Here is a 15,344-nt window from a genome sequence, read left to right as displayed (position 1 = left end):
TTTCTCTTTAATTAACTGCATTTTATAAACCAAATCCAGATTTTGTGATAGAAACGTAAGCAGTTACAATCCTCTGATTCTCACCACGCTTATTCATTTTCAATGAGTCTTTTTGGACCAATCCACTAAAGACTCTGTTTTGATTCAACACACATGCCTCGAGTTTTATATATGATTTTACGAATGCTATCTATAGACAAATTGTACTTCTTCTCTAATTCTTCCATAGTGTGGCCTTCCCTATATAATTTTAAAATATCTTCATTTCGCTGGGCAATTAACTTACGGGAACCGTTCACTTCTCCCCATCCAGCCCGCTGATTATTTTGCTTAGGAATATAAACTAGTTCTCCCTGGATATATTTCTGCATCTCTTTCAGCAAACTAGGGGGAAGAACCTCTTTTCCATTTTTGTATTGCACGATTTGTGTCCTCCTTATCAAGGGTATTAAGGTGTATATGGTTATGCGCTATATTTATATTCATTCTTTTCATTTTCTCAACCTCTCCTTTCTCTTTATTTTTTGAATCTAAAGCCTTCCTTACAGCAAATTATAATTGATTTTTCCAATTATAGAAAGATGGTAATCTTCTGAATACGATAAACAAAAGCGCAAGCACCCGTTTAGCGACGTATGGGCTGGACTGAGCCGTAGGAGATAAAGGAAACACGGGAAGCGTGCGATCCGATGTTGACTTATCGTACGGAGGTGAGGGAAGCCACACTAGTCGCTGGGTGCTGGAGCTGGACGTAGCTAACTCTCTGTAGCTACCTTTATAAAGCTATAAATTTTATACTTCCTATCGATTTAAAAAATAAATGGAGCCGCAGATGCGACCCCATACGTTGAGATTTCCGCTTATGCGAAAATCACCTCAAATACTTTAATAATAATAATCAGCCTCCTTTCACAAGAGTCTGTCGGCCCGACACCCTTATTAACTCATAGAATCCATCAGGCGCGCAAGTGAAAGAATTATTATAATTATTTTATGCCAGTGATTGAAATGCTATTATTTTGGTGAGGTCTTGCCTCGTCTATCTCTATCGCTGTGATAGGTAATATCTTCAACTGTTTACTCTGTCAGTGGTGTTTATGTGGTTATGTGGTAAAACAAAAGTTGGTGAACTGAGATTTTCTTATATTTATTTTCAACTGCTTATTACTCTTACACCCGTTGAAAAGTAATTTATATAGCACTATGATGGTTTATTATTTTCATAAGCCGTTAGTTTTTTTGATGTTACCTAAAGCACACTTCTCACTCAATCAAATATATAATAATATCTCGCTTCATTGAATTATCTTTATTACCTGTTAGAATTCATCCAGATGAGCGTGAATGAAGCTGTATATTAATTCTAGTTTTTTTGTGAAGATGTGCATGCGAACAGTGCCAGGCACTGTTCGCTATTGATAGGTCTATTCTGGTACTCCCATAGTTTCGGCTTGATTTTCCTGTAAGTAGCTATATAGACTTCTCTCACCTATCTACTTTTTTCTTCAACTGCATCAAAATTTTTTCACTTAACTCCGCGCTAAAGGTATCTTTCACTTCAGGTTTCACATATGCATCTATAAATAATAGGGACTTGAGAACTAAATCCTCTATTACTACTTGCCTTATAATCTCCGTCGTCACTCATTCAAATACATAATAATATCTCGCTTCATTGCATTATCTTTAATACCTGTTAGATTGTACCCCACTTTTACACCTCTTCTTTCTGCTTCAGTTGCTTCTTTCTTAACTCTTTTCAAACTCAATTCGTTGTCTTCTACTTTTATGACTAATTGTTCCTCCATATATACCAACCTCCTTCCTTTGATTTATTGCACAGCATCTATTTTATTTTTCATCCAACCAGATAGCTTATTGAATTGACCATCTGATTTTAATGATTCAGCTGTCTCTTTCATACCTCTTTTAAAACAGTTTTGTTTTAATTCGCGTATATCTGATGCATGGGAAGTCAAGGTAAGAGCCATTTTCTCGCAGTCTGCTAAAACCTTGATCATATCCCACTGTTGGTTTGATGATTTACAGGCATATACTTTAGATGGTGAAAATCCCTGACCCAACCTTACTTTCCAAGTATAATTTAAGGATAGATCGTTCAAATACCTTTTCTGAATAAGTGAAAACCATATACCATAGTAGACTCCTGACAACTGAAAGTTTGGGCTGTGATGACCATGGCCGTTACATCCTGATAACGTAACAATTCCAGCTTCGTTAAGTGCTCTTACCATAATTGCTGTGTATGGGCATAGTTCTGTCGTATTGGTACGAATACCATAACGGCGATTTGCAAAAGTTCTCCATTTAAAATGATAGCCCTGTGCATGAAATTGGTAATTACGACCCTTGTATCGTACAATCTCCCTCACTTTCTGTAACGGAAGACGATTAACAAGTAACTGAAATTGATTTTCATTCCAAAAAACAGGAATATTCAGCTTATCAAGAAATCCTTTTAGCTCCTCATAATCTCGGTTACTACCATTTCTTAAAGAGATAAAATCATTTTTTACTTGAACGGGAAACCCTCGTAATACAAGAGCCTCCACCAGCCTATTTGTTCCGCCCTGCATTTCCAATGATACATAAACAGATGTTTTCATTTTAATTTCCTCCTTGGTTTTCTTTGTTGAATTAAATATACCAAGGTACGGTTACAAAACCCTGTAACCGATAGATACTATAAATCAAGCATACGGTGTTCAATATGGGGATTCCACATGTATTTTTGGTTCCCTCTTTCTCCTACTGTTTGAATCAGACATTTACCATTTACTCCCAATCCACCCTTTATAATAGACCTAAGTCGTGCTATTTCCGTTTTAACTGCTCCTGGCTGACGGCTTCTACTTCCTAAACCCGTGGTATTATGGAAAATCTCATCCCTGCTCAACCCCGTTTTGTACTCAAAGAACAGCTTGAGTAACTCTGCAGAACGTACATTTAAATCAATAGAACTTTCTTTCCAATGAAGCGTATAACCCCTTCGCCCATTATCAAGCAAAACGTATTTACCAAGATTACTTTCTTCAATCATCCTATTTCGAATTGTCCCCTTATTCATTTTACCACCAGATAAATTTAATCGGATAAAAGTGGATTTTTCATCTTTCTCTTTCGTATATTTAGTTCGAAAAGGAATGAAATCATCTTCTTCATCCAGTTTCTTTGAATTATTAAAACAATTAGCAGCATCTTTGGTTAAACCTAATTCAGAATAGGCTTTTCCCAGCAGACACCATACTTTGATTTGCTTTTCCGTATCTACTCCTCTTTCAATTGCCTCTTTAGAATAAAAGGCTGCAGATTCCCATTTTTCATTTCCTGTTGACATTTTCTCTGCCAAAAAAGCAAGATGGTAGAATGCATCTCCCTTCTCAGGAGAAACTCGAGCTGCTTTCATCAAATAGCTAAAAGCATTACGATTGTTAGCATTTATCATTTTTTCTGACCGACCAAATTCCAAATATAAACTTGCCAGAATGCGGTAATACCTTTCCTTATCTGGATCACTCAATTTCTCTTGAACTAGCGCTTGGTGAATATCAATACCCTCTTTTACCCATTCTTGTCTGAAGTCCTCATCTTCTTCAGCCTCATCCTTCATTATCCATTGATCCTGTTTCTCTTCTAAATCTATTAAAGATATACGTTTATCATTGTTTGTTGGCATGGTTAGGTAGCTCCTTTAAATTTAATGGCAAAATCCTGTTACATTTCTACCCAACGAATTGGTTCTAAGTCTCCACGTAAAAACAAAGGATGTCTTGGGAATTGTCCGTTTACATTCTTCTTTATACAAAACTGTTTCTCTTCCGGAACCAAACATATAACTTCATTTGCTCTTTCTCTATGCTCTCGTTTCAATTCTCCCCAGGCAAAAATTGCACAGTCTGCTTCTGCGATAGCCTTTTTAACATAGATATTATTCTCATTATTTTCTTCATTTGTAGGAGTACGTAATTCACTTGGGTATGCAGTTACCTGGGAATATAAATTGACTACCTTCATAGAACCTTTTCCCCAGTGCTTAGAAAAATCAGCACATTTTCTTAAAGTTGCATCCGCCACTTCTACACGACCTACTGAGGGGTTAATCATAATGAATGTTACACTTGGCTTGCTGGAATCCCAAGTGCATGTTAATAAATATCTATTATTCTTTTCTTCATCAAATACAGCATCCACCAACTCGTTCTCTTTCCACTTATATACTGTCATAATTTAAATTCCTCCTTGTACTAACAAATACGGTTGTGTAACCTTGATAATGTCTTTCTACATCTTTAATTACTTTCAGGCACTCTTTTTCGTCCATACACTTAATAACTTCCAAAGCACTCTCATCCGGCAGATTACTAGTTGTTATGTTTATCAGGCCCTCTTCAAGAAAAACATTAATATAAACCTCTTCAGCATCATGCTTTACAGTAGAATCAGGAAATAGACGCTTTAAGAAATCAACCGAAACATCAGCATCTAGTTGATCTTCACATTCAAATACTTCAGATGCTTCCTTTTTACTCTGTCTACTGAGATTTATTATTGGATCATTCTCTGTTTCTATTAAATTGACATACCTACAATCAAATTGCGGCTCGATATAATGCCAGTTTTCATGCATGTCAGTGCCTTTGTTTTCCCACCTTCCATTATATGGTGGTGGAATATAATTTTTTTGTTTATCACTTTTGTTCATATTATAATAATAGAACATTGCAAAGATAACCCCTGCTATAAACCAGCCCATTTACTCCACCCCTAATAGCAATTAATCAATGCTTACATTAATACTATGATCAATTACATATGCAAATGTAATTAACTCCACTTTATTTGCTGGTATTTCTACTTCAAAACTAATCCAGTTAGCATTCATTTTTTGATACTCATGTGTTGTTTCAGCCATCTCCCAATGTGTATGATTTATTGGATGTGTTACTTTGATAGTAGCAGCTTCACTGCTGTGATTTTTAAATTCGTACTCATATGCATAGCATTCATATTTATCTTCTTTATATGTATCCATTCTTTTGCTGTTACACACAATATCGAAGGCTTTTCCCAAGTAAAGCTTTATAATTTCTTCTTTTGGTGTATGGTTGATGGTGTCTTCTCCAATGAACTCCATGCTTCCTTCATCTTCGTCTTCACTGTATACTTTCACCTTTCCTTTGGGTAAAGGCATACCCAATTGATTTTCTTTTGTATTGTTGAACTCAATAATAATACGAGCCTGATCTTCTTCAAATGTGTATTCATAATATCTTTGATAGTTAATCGTTGTTGCATCTAATAGACTGATTTGCTTTTCTTGTTGGTTTTTTAGTGTGGTTTTTCCTTGGAGGCTATAAAGATGAAAATCATTGAAGCTTTTTTCCATAAAATTGTTCTCTGAATAGATATTTCTGTCTTCTAATATCTGTCTGCTGAATATCGGTTGGATATTGGTAATTTTGTTAACTTCACCAGCAATCAACTTCAGACGGGCATTTTCAAAAGAAGTACCTGAGTTATTTGTAAGCAATACCCATCCCGCTAAATCAAATGTTTTTTCATTCAAGTTGATAACATAATTTGCATCCCATTTTAATCCACCTGTAGTGTACGTTACGCCAACTTCATCGACTTGCTCAGGCTTTACTTTCCAAATGAGAGATGGCTTGGTAATTAAACCCTCCGGCAATTTCGGTAAAATTAATTCTTCTTTTGGATCTATGACAATTTCATTAGTTTCTAATTTCTCGAATACCAACCCGTCGCTTGCACTCAACAAGCGGTATTCCTTTTTAGTATTCTTTTCCTGGTCATATAGAAATACCTTCTGATCAATATATTTCTTTAGTAATTTACTTTTATCCAACAAATCATAATCGTAATTCAGTTCTTGAATGTTCAATCCTTTTACTATTATGGAATTGGTTTCAATCTTTTCCGATACATCCATAAACCGCACGTATTGCTGCTGCTTATACCCCTTAAAATCCCGTTTTTCCTTTACCACTGCAAAATTCTTATTGTAAACAGTAATAGCTAAGTCTGTTGTGACCTCACTTGAGGATGTAAATACCATAGTCACCTACTCCTTTTTAAATTATTTTGTCTCTACAAGTAGTATAAAACAAAAAAAACAGCGACTATTACAATTTTTGTAACGGTGCTGTCAGCTTTCATACATCTCATTCATTTTGGCACACTCTTCTTTCATTTTCTTAACCAATTCCGGGGGATCGAGCACTTTCGCATCACTTCCCCATGTCAGTAACCAGCGAACTAATCCCTCACTGATGATTGCTTTTGTTCTTAAGATAAATGTGTCTTTACCGTCTGGTTCGATGTAAACACCTTTACCAAAACGATCAATAATGACGTTAATAAGATGATTATCAAATCTAACCTTAAGATCCTTCTGCACCCCTGAATACATATGAAATAATTGCTGTGTATACGATGATAAATTAAAATCTTGATCCTTCAGGAATGAGCTGTCTGTAACAAAAACGTCCCTCATTCGATCAATACGAAAATGTCGTATATCTTTTTTATTTGGATACTTCCCTATTAAGTAATAATAATCATTATTCCAGAACAATGCATAGGGATGCAGCTCCCTGTATTTCCCCTCATTACTTAATATAAACTGTTTATTAACATTAAATCGACCATACTTAAATTGGATAACTTTATTATCCTGTATGGCATTATGGAGATCGAAAATAATATATTTAACATTACTTTCTTCATTACCAGATAGTTCATTAACGTAGATTTGGTTTTCCAAGTTACTTGCTAAAGCATTGCTGGTTAACTCTTTAATCTTTTCTAGAATCTTCCCTTTTTCCGTTTTGGTAATAAATCTAGCAGAGGGGATAGCATCCATTAATAACCGAAGCTCATGAATTTCGAATACTTTGTTTTGATAACTGAAAGTCATAGGAAGACCCTTGTCTTCTTGATATGCAATTAAATCATAGTACTTCGAGGATTGCAGCTCTTTCAAATCCCTACGTACTGCTGAGCTAGTAATTTCTGTATTCTCATCAAACTCTTCAATTAGTCGATCAGTTAGCTCAATCAAGCTTAGTTCATGGTTCTCATCCGTATACTTATTTAGTACCTGCATGAGTGCAAGGATTCTTTCAATTTTTGTTGGCTGGGTCATTTTTAATACCTTCTAACTGAAAATCTATTATTTTTTATGCCTCTTGTTTAAAACGGATTCTCTAATAATTTCACTTTTCCCACTGATTATTTCTTCATATGTATAGTAGGTATGTGATTGACCATTTCCTTCTATAGGTTTAGGCAGGTGATCTAAAGATTGTTCGACTTTCAAAAAATAAAACTTGTATTCATCTTTTTCTCCAAAGCCAAAACCGTGTTTACGTTCGCGTATGTATCCAAGTAAACGTTTTTTAAAATCATCTCTTAAGTATTCCAGCTGATCCTCAAAACCATTGGACCTAGGCTTTATAATCAATTCATGTTGCACACTATACAAGGCATCCATGTACCCTCCTACTTTTCGGAAAGTCATAAATTGTGCATCTTTATAAGATCTAGGATGTGGATGAGCATGTATTAAGTATTCTTTTATAATATCTTGCGTTCTACTTGCTGGTATTGAGATAACTTCTTTCATATGTATACCTTCTTTCTATTAGTAATCTTCTCTACCTATTTCGATAAAAAGCGAGAATCTCCTTTATTTTTTGCAGATTTATTACATAAGTAGGCTAACCTTGAAATAACAAAGACTCGAATTCTTTAGTAATCAGAATGATTAAAAGTACCAATCTATGCAATTTTATAATTTGATTTCTGAATAAATAGTAATAATTATGTTTATATTGTTGATGAGGTGATATTAATGGAAGTACTATTAACATTACAGTTCCTTGTTATTGGTTTCTTACTCTGGTACATAAAGAAACGAAATGATAATGAGGCTTCTTTAATTGCACAAAAGATTGAGTCTAGTTTAAAACTTAAAAGGACTATGGCAATGGGCTTAGCATATAGATTCAATTATCCTAGAAAAAGAAATGAGGATAACGAGACTGTATTTGAAAAAGCAACAAATATCTTCCTAAAGGAAACTCCTTTTGAATTTGAACACTTTGTATCAGAGATCATGCAAAAAAGATTTGGTGGAAAAACTTATATAACAGTAAAAACCGGGGATTTCGGAGTTGATTTTGAGCACAACCGTGAAGATGGATTGTATCTTGGCCAAGTAAAGGCCTACAAGAATGATTTGGATTTCAGTCCAATAGCGCTCATTCATTCAAACATGATTAAAAGAGGTGCCAAAGGTGGATATGTTGTAACAACAAGTGATTTCACATCATCAGCCAAAGAGTATGCTAGAGAACTTAATATAGAATTAATAGATGGAATACAACTAGTTAACTATTGGCTAGAATCGATAGAATCAAAAGTTTACGAGCCTAATAGTGAATCTGTCTAAATTGGAAAAAGCATATAATTAATGTGTACCGATAGAATTAAACAAAGGGGTTGCACTGTAAAAATTTCGTTGCCATGTAGAAAATCCATACTTAGAGAGGAGCCTACGCAACGTATAACAGCGCAGCAGACTACCTTCAGAAAGAGGTTATCAGACGTTTACAGGATGAAGATCTATAAGTGGAGAATTAAAAAGATTACCAGGTGATACCCCCCTGGCATTCTTTAATTCCACTAGTCGAATAGGAACTATTTATTCTTTATAAGTTCATTTGTGTAATTAGGTATAATAGTTAGCATCATTGCTGTCTGTAATGCTATCCAAAGTTCGGAAATATCATTGATATCATCTAAACGTTTTTCTGTAATCTTTTGTATTCTATTAATTCTATAAACTAAAGTTTGTTTATGAATATGGATTTTTTCTGCGGTACTCTTCCAAGAACGAGTTTCACTTAAATAGATGTAAAGTGTTTTTACTAATTGACTATTATTGATCGTATCATAGGCTAGTAACTTACCGAGAACTTGTTCAACCAATGCTTGAGCATTCTCTCTATTTCTCGGTATAAAGGGGGATATTGGTGAATTCTCACTATAATAATCAATCCTCTTCTTTTGTGACGCTGCTGATTGCAATGCCCACATGGATTCTTCAAAAACCTCCTGCATTCTATTTAGACGACTAATAGACGCATTACTTACCCCAATATGCAAGTTGGATGGTATCTCTTTATCTAAAATAGTAATCCCATCTGAATTAGTTGGTAGTAAAATTAATAGAACATTATCATGTACTGTTATCATGTTTGGTATTCCTTCATCATACAGCCTAAGATGTAACCAATCATATACTATATCCTGACTGTCTATATCTATAGAAACCAGATTAATAGTAGTAACCTCACCAAATCCATGTTCGTTTAGCATAATTGCAGCAACATCATCTTTCATTTTACCTTCTATCATTCGTAATAGAATATCAGATCCTACTCTTCTCTGACGTTCTATAGCGTTGCATCTCTCTCAATTACTAAACCTACTATCGTTGCAACATGCTTTAGAAGCAAATCATCCGGAGAATCCATCGTATTCGAAACGGCAAGCATAGATAATGGACGCGTAGTTGGTATTGGAAGAAGAATAACGAACCCTCCCTCCTCTTTATTGTAATTCACAGAAGCTAGATTACTTTCTGAAATAAGTTTAAAATGTTTAGCAACTAACTGATCACCTTTTTTAAAAATTGATTTATTCGTACGGGTATCCATTACATAAATTTCACATTGAATAATCTTGCATATCCTATCAATCATATCTTCTGGTGTTATATCATAAATAGATTTCCGAACTATATCGTATAAACGTAATGTTTGGGTGATCTTATTATGTTCCTCGATAGAGTTAGCTACAGCCACCGTTCTAGACAATGCAATCCATGGCACCTCATAATCTGTTAGCAAAACAGGAAAAAGATTTTCGTTGGCCACTTCTACTAATCCTTTCGATAACTCAGGTGCATATAACCCCTTACTAACGGCTAAACCACTTGCTCCTGTTTGTATGATACCTAATAGATAGGTGATTTGTTCTTTTTCTTTTTTAGGTATGGTAAGGCCATTAGTCAAGATTAATACATCTTTTGTTAGCCAACGGGAAGGATCTTTTAGATCACAGGAATGAGCCCAGGTTATTTGACGATCTAATCCTTGTACGCCAGCAATAACCACTGATTTTAAATGCGGGTTAGTTACGATATCTCTAACTGTAATTGTCATCTGTACTCATCCTTTCGTATGAACACACGCAATAATTCTATACGATTATGCAGTTGAATTGGTCTAACTAGAAGCATATAATAATTTACATACTATTACAAATTATTGTTGTAAATATAATTTTCAGACAATAATTTCCACGAATTGACATTAATTGAAAGCGCATTCAACCTGAGGAGGCATAACTTATCTACTATTTTACGAGATTACTAAATTAAAGGAGGAATTTGAATTGACCCATTTCAAACATTTATTCACTAGCCTGGAGATTGGAAATACCACATTGAAAAACAGAATTTTAAGTACTGCTCATCAAACAAATCATGTGAAAGACGGAATTCCAACTACTGATATGGCTGCCTACCATGTGGAACGGGCAAAAGGCGGTATAGGTTTAATCATTCTTGAAGCAGCTGCGGTTCATAAATCGGGTATATTAACAGGAAAAACGATCGCCGGATATGATAAACGAATTATACCAGCCTATTCCGATATCGCAGACCAATTACATCACTATGGAACAAAAGTATTTTCCCAATTGCTTCATGGAGGGAGAGAAGTTATTTCTAGCACCTATCGATATCCTTCATGGGCCCCTTCGGCTGAACCAAGTTTACGTTTTGGTTCAATGCCAAGACCATTGAGTAAAGAAGATATAGAAGAAGTGATTGAAGGATTTGCTGATTCTGCAAAAATTGCTAAAGATGCTGGATTAGATGGAGTAGAATTTGCATGTTCTCATGGTTACTTACCATCACAATTTTGGTCTAGTCATACCAATCATCGTACAGATGAATTTGGTGGCTCTTTTGAAAATAGAATGCGCTTTTCTGTAGAGGTTATAAAACGTATTTGGGAAAAAGTTGGAGAAGATTTTACTGTTGGAATTCGTATGAGTGCGGATGAGAAGACAATGGATGGATTGAATGTAAAAGACTCTACTCAAATTGTAGAATATTTAGTGGAAAAAGTCAGGCTTGATTTCATTAATGTAACATCTGGAGACTCTAGTACCTACTCAGGTTCGACCCATATTGCACCTGCTTCTCCGATGAAGCATGCCTATAATGCACCGAGTGCCTTTAAACTCCGTATGGCAGGTGCCGTTCCCGTATTTGTTGGAACACGAATTTTAGATCCGAAAGAAGCCGAAGACATCGTTTCTACAGGTAAGGCGGATGCCGTTGGAATGACTAGAGCAACAATCACGGATCCCGAAATGCCTAATAAGGCCTTAAATAACAATCTACACCTAATTAATGCATGTATTGGCTGTTTACAGGCATGTATTGGTCACTATCATAAGGGTCTGCAAATTGGATGCGTTCAAAACCCGCTTGCTGGTAAAGAAGCTCAACTAAGTTCACAACTTCAAAAGAAAGGATTGGGACAACATGTTCTGGTTATAGGCTCTGGCCCTGCAGGAATACAAGCGGCAATTACAGCAGACAGACAAGGATATAAAGTGACTTTAGTTGAACAAAGCAATAAAATAGGCGGCTTGTTAAATACGATGAAAAAAGCACCCATGCGACATGAAATGGCAGAAACCATGTTAGATAATTATCAACGTCAACTTTCAACGACAAATATAGATATACAATTAAATAAAAAAGTCACGTCAAAGGAAGTCATATCGATTTCCCCTGACATTATTATTAGTGCAGTAGGTTCGAGAACGTACAAACCCCATAGAATTGAAACGAATGATACGAGAGTTATTTATGTTGATGACTTATTTAGTAGACAGAATGATGCAATTGGTAAGAAAACCATTGTATTTGATTTTGCAGGGGATTGGTCAGGTATTGAAGCATCACTTTACTTAGCGGAAAAAGGGAAAGAGGTTACATTAATTACTGCAAAATTGCATGTGGGACAGGAAGTTCATCAGTATTTGCGTAATTCATACATGAAACGACTATATGAATTAAATGTACAAATGATAACCCATCATGATTTTGGTGGAATTGAGGGAGATAAAGCATTTTCCAGAAACCTATTTACACATGAAACGATAGATTTACCAGAATGGGACAACATTATTCTAGCATATGGAAGGGTTCCAAATACAGAATTATACGAGGATATAAAGCACTTGGCACCAACTATACACCAAATAGGAGACTGCTTATCACCAAGAACGATTGAAGAAGCCACAACAGAAGGTTTAGAGACGATTCTTCATTTACAAGATAGCAATGAAACGTTGTCCATCCAAAAATCTTAATTCAGGTCATTTGGTTTACCCAAATGGAGCAGCCATTCATCAAGCATCTAGCGGGGGATAAATGAATCCCCCCTATGTGCTAACATCAAAAATTGCGCATTGTTTGATAGCAAATATGTTCACTATTTTATGAATAGTGGGGGGGTGGATACAATGGGAGAGTTAATTTTTAGTATTGCTTACGGTGGATTTCTTATTATTCTGGGACTGTTTTCAAAATACATGATTGCAAGGATGACTTTGAAAAAAAAGGACGAAAATACAAATAAACATAAAGAGGTGATGTAACTTGATATATTTAGTTGGAATTTTAATTGGATTTGTCATCTTCGCACTAATCGGTTTAATTTTATCTAAAAAAATAGCAAATGTAGAAGACTATTACGTATCTGGTCGTAACGCTCCTACCATGTTAATAACAGGATCATTGGTTGCTTCCTTTTTAAGTTCCGTTACGTTTATGGGAGAAGCCGGTTTTGCATACGATGGATATCCCATCATTCAATTGATTCTAGTAATATTTAATGCTAGTGGTTATGTTGTGGGTGTATTTTTATTTGGTAGGTATTTACGTAGAAGTAATGCCATCACAGTTCCTGAATATTTTGGAAAGCGCTTTAATTCCGTTAGAATACAAAAAGCAGCTGGTATTACTACTATCTTAGGAATGTCTGCATATATCATTGCAGTAACACAAGGTGGAGCACTGTTATTTTCATCTGTTTCTGGTTTATCCTATTCCATTTCATTATTAATCATCTGGTTTGCCTATACATTCTTCACCTTCCTCTCTGGTGCGAAGGGAGTACTTGTCAATGACACACTTATGTTCTTCATCTTCTTATTCTCAACAGTAGTCGCATTCCCGTTAATTATTTCAGCAACGGGGGGCTTGCCAGATGCTATTATTGATACCAATGTCATCAGTGGAAAAGAAAACATTCTCAGCTGGCACGGCATCACTGGTTCACTCGGAACCCCTGCTGAAGCATTAGTATGGGCTATTGTTTTAGGACTTGTTTGGGGAACGATTGTTTCCGTCAGTCCGTGGCAAACCAGTAGATATTTAATGGCTAAAAGTGAACATGTAGTTATTCGATCTGGTATTATTGCAACGATAGCCATTTTTGTAATCTATTTATTTCTTCACATTTCTATGGCTACCATTAATCTCATTAACCCGAATATATCACCATCAGAAAATGTATTTATTTGGACTGCAATAAATGTTATGCCTACGTGGTTAGGAATAATCATTTTGCTAGGGATAATGTCTGCAATTCTCTCTTCTTGTTCAACATTCTTACAACTTATAGGAAACAGTGTTTCAAATGATGTTTTTACTAATAAAGGGAAAGACAATAAAACGGTATTACGATTCAGTAGAATTACGATGATCGTTTCAAGTATTTGTATTCTTATGATTACGTTTTGGCAACCACCTGCTGTCATGTGGATTGGTTACTTTGCAGCAACATTATTTGCGGCTTCCTGGGGTCCTGTAGCATTTGCAAGTGTCTTCTCAAAAAAGGTAAACAAGAATGGCGCATTTTGGAGTATTATTGTAGGTTTTCTAGGTGTATTAGTATGTGAACTACTAGGACAATTTGGAGTTACCTTTCCCATATATTTACATCCAGTAATTATTGGTGTCGTAATGTCCATATTGGTTCTTACCATTGTTTCCAGATTTGGAGAAGTAACGGAGGAAGAAATTAAGTTTCGACAAATGATTCTTAAAACACCAGATGGTTTAGATAACCCGAAAGAAATGATAATTACCAAAAGATACCCTAATATCTTAATAGCAAGTGGTTGTGTTGTAATCGTAATTACATTTATTTTTTACTATATTCCTCTACATTTATTATAAACAAGGATTAGCCATACTGTTCAGCTAATAAAAGCTGAACAGTATGGCTTTTATTTTTGATTACAAATCTTATTATTGATAGTACAATAAAGTTGAAATTACTTGCTTTCAGCCTGGATTCACTAATACGCCACTGTCACTTGTTACATGGTACCATTCACCTGAAGACATGGCACCTTCATAACTTTTTCGTGTTTTAATTAAAATAGTATCTTCTATTTGCTTGCTTTACCCCTGCTGTGCCATTAGTAGTTGCTGGTTTCCGCCCTTTTCATTAATCTCAGGTATCATTAATATCTTCCGTTCCACTGTTATCGATGAGATCAGAATAAGCTTTTATTATCCTTTCTTTATGGTCCCAGTTGGAAGTACGCTCGAAATCCTCCGGGATCATCTAATATGCATTTTCTATTTCATCTCTGCGGTTCCGAAGATTTCTTCCTTTTCACTTTCTTCTATTTGATAATATATTGCCATTACAGTCACCTGCTTTTTGTGTATTGTCTTACTAACAATATAACAATATAATTTTCAATAACACAAAAACTATTTAATAATTACTTAATCTATTTATTCAGTAAAGAAAATAGCTACTCCCTGTATAGAGGAATAGCTTTGTCGGATTAAAGATATTAAAATGTTTGAACCACTTTAATGCATTTTATTCTTATGACTGTTTAATGTCTTTGCTGCCTTACTTTTTTTCTTTTTAGATGTTGAAGTAGATAAGGTTTTTCCTGCTTTCCCTAGTTTTCCACCAGAATGCTTCTGCATACAAGTCACCTCCTACATTTAACGTCCATCCTTTTAGAACGTATATTCTAATTTTATCACACATTCAATAACAGGGTTATAATTCTATTCAATAAAAAAGGTACGCTTTCTCAGGCAAATTTCGCTCCATAGTGTACGAGCATATATGCGTTCTTCTTAAACAAGGACACTGGAAGATCGTAATCAAACTAAATGC

16 protein-coding genes are annotated in these 15,344 nt (G+C 35.2%); 4 read left to right on the top strand and 12 right to left on the bottom strand.

The features are described 5' to 3' along the window. Positions 1 to 125 precede the first annotated feature (125 nt). From QGM71_RS20575 to QGM71_RS20535, 9 genes are all read right to left on the bottom strand, one after another. A complete protein-coding gene (locus QGM71_RS20575; RefSeq protein WP_327609425.1) occupies positions 126 to 422 on the bottom strand; it encodes a CD3324 family protein in 297 nt (98 codons plus the stop codon). 1,218 nt (positions 423 to 1,640) lie between these two features. After that, on the bottom strand, positions 1,641 to 1,808 hold the full coding sequence (locus QGM71_RS20570; protein ID WP_327609424.1) for a hypothetical protein: 168 nt from the start codon (positions 1,806 to 1,808) through the stop codon (positions 1,641 to 1,643). Between the two features lie 24 nt (positions 1,809 to 1,832). Beyond that, positions 1,833 to 2,627: a hypothetical protein gene (locus tag QGM71_RS20565; protein WP_327609423.1), complete on the bottom strand. Its 795-nt coding sequence runs from the start codon at positions 2,625 to 2,627 to the stop codon at positions 1,833 to 1,835. Between the two features lie 77 nt (positions 2,628 to 2,704). Then, positions 2,705 to 3,697 (bottom strand): tetratricopeptide repeat protein, encoded by a 993-nt coding sequence (locus tag QGM71_RS20560; RefSeq protein ID WP_327609422.1) that lies wholly within the window; start codon positions 3,695 to 3,697, stop codon positions 2,705 to 2,707. 38 nt (positions 3,698 to 3,735) lie between these two features. After that, positions 3,736 to 4,245 (bottom strand): DUF1643 domain-containing protein, encoded by a 510-nt coding sequence (locus tag QGM71_RS20555; RefSeq protein ID WP_327609421.1) that lies wholly within the window; start codon positions 4,243 to 4,245, stop codon positions 3,736 to 3,738. Further along, on the bottom strand, positions 4,232 to 4,774 hold the full coding sequence (locus QGM71_RS20550; RefSeq protein ID WP_327609420.1) for a hypothetical protein: 543 nt from the start codon (positions 4,772 to 4,774) through the stop codon (positions 4,232 to 4,234). The genes QGM71_RS20555 and QGM71_RS20550 overlap by 14 nt, the downstream gene beginning before the upstream one ends. A 21-nt stretch (positions 4,775 to 4,795) precedes the next feature. Further along, on the bottom strand, positions 4,796 to 6,097 hold the full coding sequence (locus QGM71_RS20545) for a DUF4139 domain-containing protein (protein WP_327609419.1): 1,302 nt from the start codon (positions 6,095 to 6,097) through the stop codon (positions 4,796 to 4,798). 90 nt (positions 6,098 to 6,187) lie between these two features. Next, positions 6,188 to 7,186 carry a helix-turn-helix transcriptional regulator gene (locus QGM71_RS20540; RefSeq protein ID WP_327609418.1) on the bottom strand — a complete coding sequence of 333 codons (999 nt, stop codon included), beginning with the start codon at positions 7,184 to 7,186 and terminating at the stop codon, positions 6,188 to 6,190. Between the two features lie 27 nt (positions 7,187 to 7,213). Beyond that, entirely contained in the window at positions 7,214 to 7,666 is a 453-nt protein-coding gene (locus tag QGM71_RS20535) for a hypothetical protein (protein WP_327609417.1), read from the bottom strand. A gap of 228 nt (positions 7,667 to 7,894) precedes the next feature. Here QGM71_RS20535 and QGM71_RS20530 point away from each other — a divergent pair, with 228 nt between their 5' ends. After that, the gene (locus QGM71_RS20530) at positions 7,895 to 8,494 is read left to right on the top strand and encodes a restriction endonuclease (protein WP_327609416.1); all 600 of its coding nucleotides are present in this window, start codon (positions 7,895 to 7,897) and stop codon (positions 8,492 to 8,494) included. A gap of 248 nt (positions 8,495 to 8,742) precedes the next feature. On the opposite strand, the gene QGM71_RS20525 is transcribed toward QGM71_RS20530, so the two are convergent. Beyond that, positions 8,743 to 9,462, bottom strand: coding sequence for a PucR family transcriptional regulator (locus tag QGM71_RS20525; RefSeq protein WP_327609415.1), 720 nt, complete (start codon positions 9,460 to 9,462; stop codon positions 8,743 to 8,745). A 38-nt stretch (positions 9,463 to 9,500) separates the two neighbouring features. After that, positions 9,501 to 10,271 (bottom strand): PucR family transcriptional regulator ligand-binding domain-containing protein, encoded by a 771-nt coding sequence (locus QGM71_RS20520; protein ID WP_327609414.1) that lies wholly within the window; start codon positions 10,269 to 10,271, stop codon positions 9,501 to 9,503. A 232-nt stretch (positions 10,272 to 10,503) separates the two neighbouring features. On the opposite strand from QGM71_RS20520, the gene QGM71_RS20515 reads away from it, so the two are divergent. The 3 genes from QGM71_RS20515 (at position 10,504) to QGM71_RS20505 (ending at position 14,374) form a co-directional block, all read left to right on the top strand. Continuing rightward, complete coding sequence (locus QGM71_RS20515; RefSeq protein WP_327609413.1) at positions 10,504 to 12,501, top strand: oxidoreductase; 1,998 nt, start codon at positions 10,504 to 10,506, stop codon at positions 12,499 to 12,501. A 153-nt stretch (positions 12,502 to 12,654) separates the two neighbouring features. Continuing rightward, positions 12,655 to 12,789: a hypothetical protein gene (locus QGM71_RS20510; RefSeq protein ID WP_327609412.1), complete on the top strand. Its 135-nt coding sequence runs from the start codon at positions 12,655 to 12,657 to the stop codon at positions 12,787 to 12,789. 1 nt (position 12,790) lies between these two features. Then, positions 12,791 to 14,374, top strand: coding sequence for a sodium:solute symporter family protein (locus QGM71_RS20505; protein ID WP_327609411.1), 1,584 nt, complete (start codon positions 12,791 to 12,793; stop codon positions 14,372 to 14,374). A 651-nt stretch (positions 14,375 to 15,025) separates the two neighbouring features. Here the strand turns inward: QGM71_RS20505 and QGM71_RS20500 are convergent. Then, positions 15,026 to 15,148, bottom strand: coding sequence for a hypothetical protein (locus QGM71_RS20500; protein WP_327609410.1), 123 nt, complete (start codon positions 15,146 to 15,148; stop codon positions 15,026 to 15,028). Positions 15,149 to 15,344: the final 196 nt, after the last annotated feature.

Origin of the sequence: Virgibacillus tibetensis (assembly GCF_036026595.1) — a bacterium.
Lineage (GTDB): Bacteria > Bacillota > Bacilli > Bacillales > Amphibacillaceae > Virgibacillus_P > Virgibacillus_P tibetensis.
Note: the sequence above shows the minus strand (reverse complement) of the source record. Positions and strands in the feature narration are given on the sequence as shown.

What these genes read in the sequence shown, in the direction of transcription:
- QGM71_RS20570 (WP_327609424.1), bottom strand. Translation starts at nt 1,808, where the DNA reads ATGGAGGAACAATTAGTCATAAAAGTAGAAGACAACGAATTGAGTTTG.
- QGM71_RS20565 (WP_327609423.1), bottom strand. Translation starts at nt 2,627, where the DNA reads ATGAAAACATCTGTTTATGTATCATTGGAAATGCAGGGCGGAACAAAT.
- QGM71_RS20560 (WP_327609422.1), bottom strand. Translation starts at nt 3,697, where the DNA reads ATGCCAACAAACAATGATAAACGTATATCTTTAATAGATTTAGAAGAG.
- QGM71_RS20555 (WP_327609421.1), bottom strand. Translation starts at nt 4,245, where the DNA reads ATGACAGTATATAAGTGGAAAGAGAACGAGTTGGTGGATGCTGTATTT.
- QGM71_RS20550 (WP_327609420.1), bottom strand. Translation starts at nt 4,774, where the DNA reads ATGGGCTGGTTTATAGCAGGGGTTATCTTTGCAATGTTCTATTATTAT.
- QGM71_RS20545 (WP_327609419.1), bottom strand. Translation starts at nt 6,097, where the DNA reads ATGGTATTTACATCCTCAAGTGAGGTCACAACAGACTTAGCTATTACT.
- QGM71_RS20540 (WP_327609418.1), bottom strand. Translation starts at nt 7,186, where the DNA reads ATGACCCAGCCAACAAAAATTGAAAGAATCCTTGCACTCATGCAGGTA.
- QGM71_RS20535 (WP_327609417.1), bottom strand. Translation starts at nt 7,666, where the DNA reads ATGAAAGAAGTTATCTCAATACCAGCAAGTAGAACGCAAGATATTATA.
- QGM71_RS20530 (WP_327609416.1), top strand. Translation starts at nt 7,895, where the DNA reads ATGGAAGTACTATTAACATTACAGTTCCTTGTTATTGGTTTCTTACTC.
- QGM71_RS20525 (WP_327609415.1), bottom strand. Translation starts at nt 9,462, where the DNA reads ATGATAGAAGGTAAAATGAAAGATGATGTTGCTGCAATTATGCTAAAC.
- QGM71_RS20520 (WP_327609414.1), bottom strand. Translation starts at nt 10,271, where the DNA reads ATGACAATTACAGTTAGAGATATCGTAACTAACCCGCATTTAAAATCA.
- QGM71_RS20510 (WP_327609412.1), top strand. Translation starts at nt 12,655, where the DNA reads ATGGGAGAGTTAATTTTTAGTATTGCTTACGGTGGATTTCTTATTATT.
- QGM71_RS20500 (WP_327609410.1), bottom strand. Translation starts at nt 15,148, where the DNA reads ATGCAGAAGCATTCTGGTGGAAAACTAGGGAAAGCAGGAAAAACCTTA.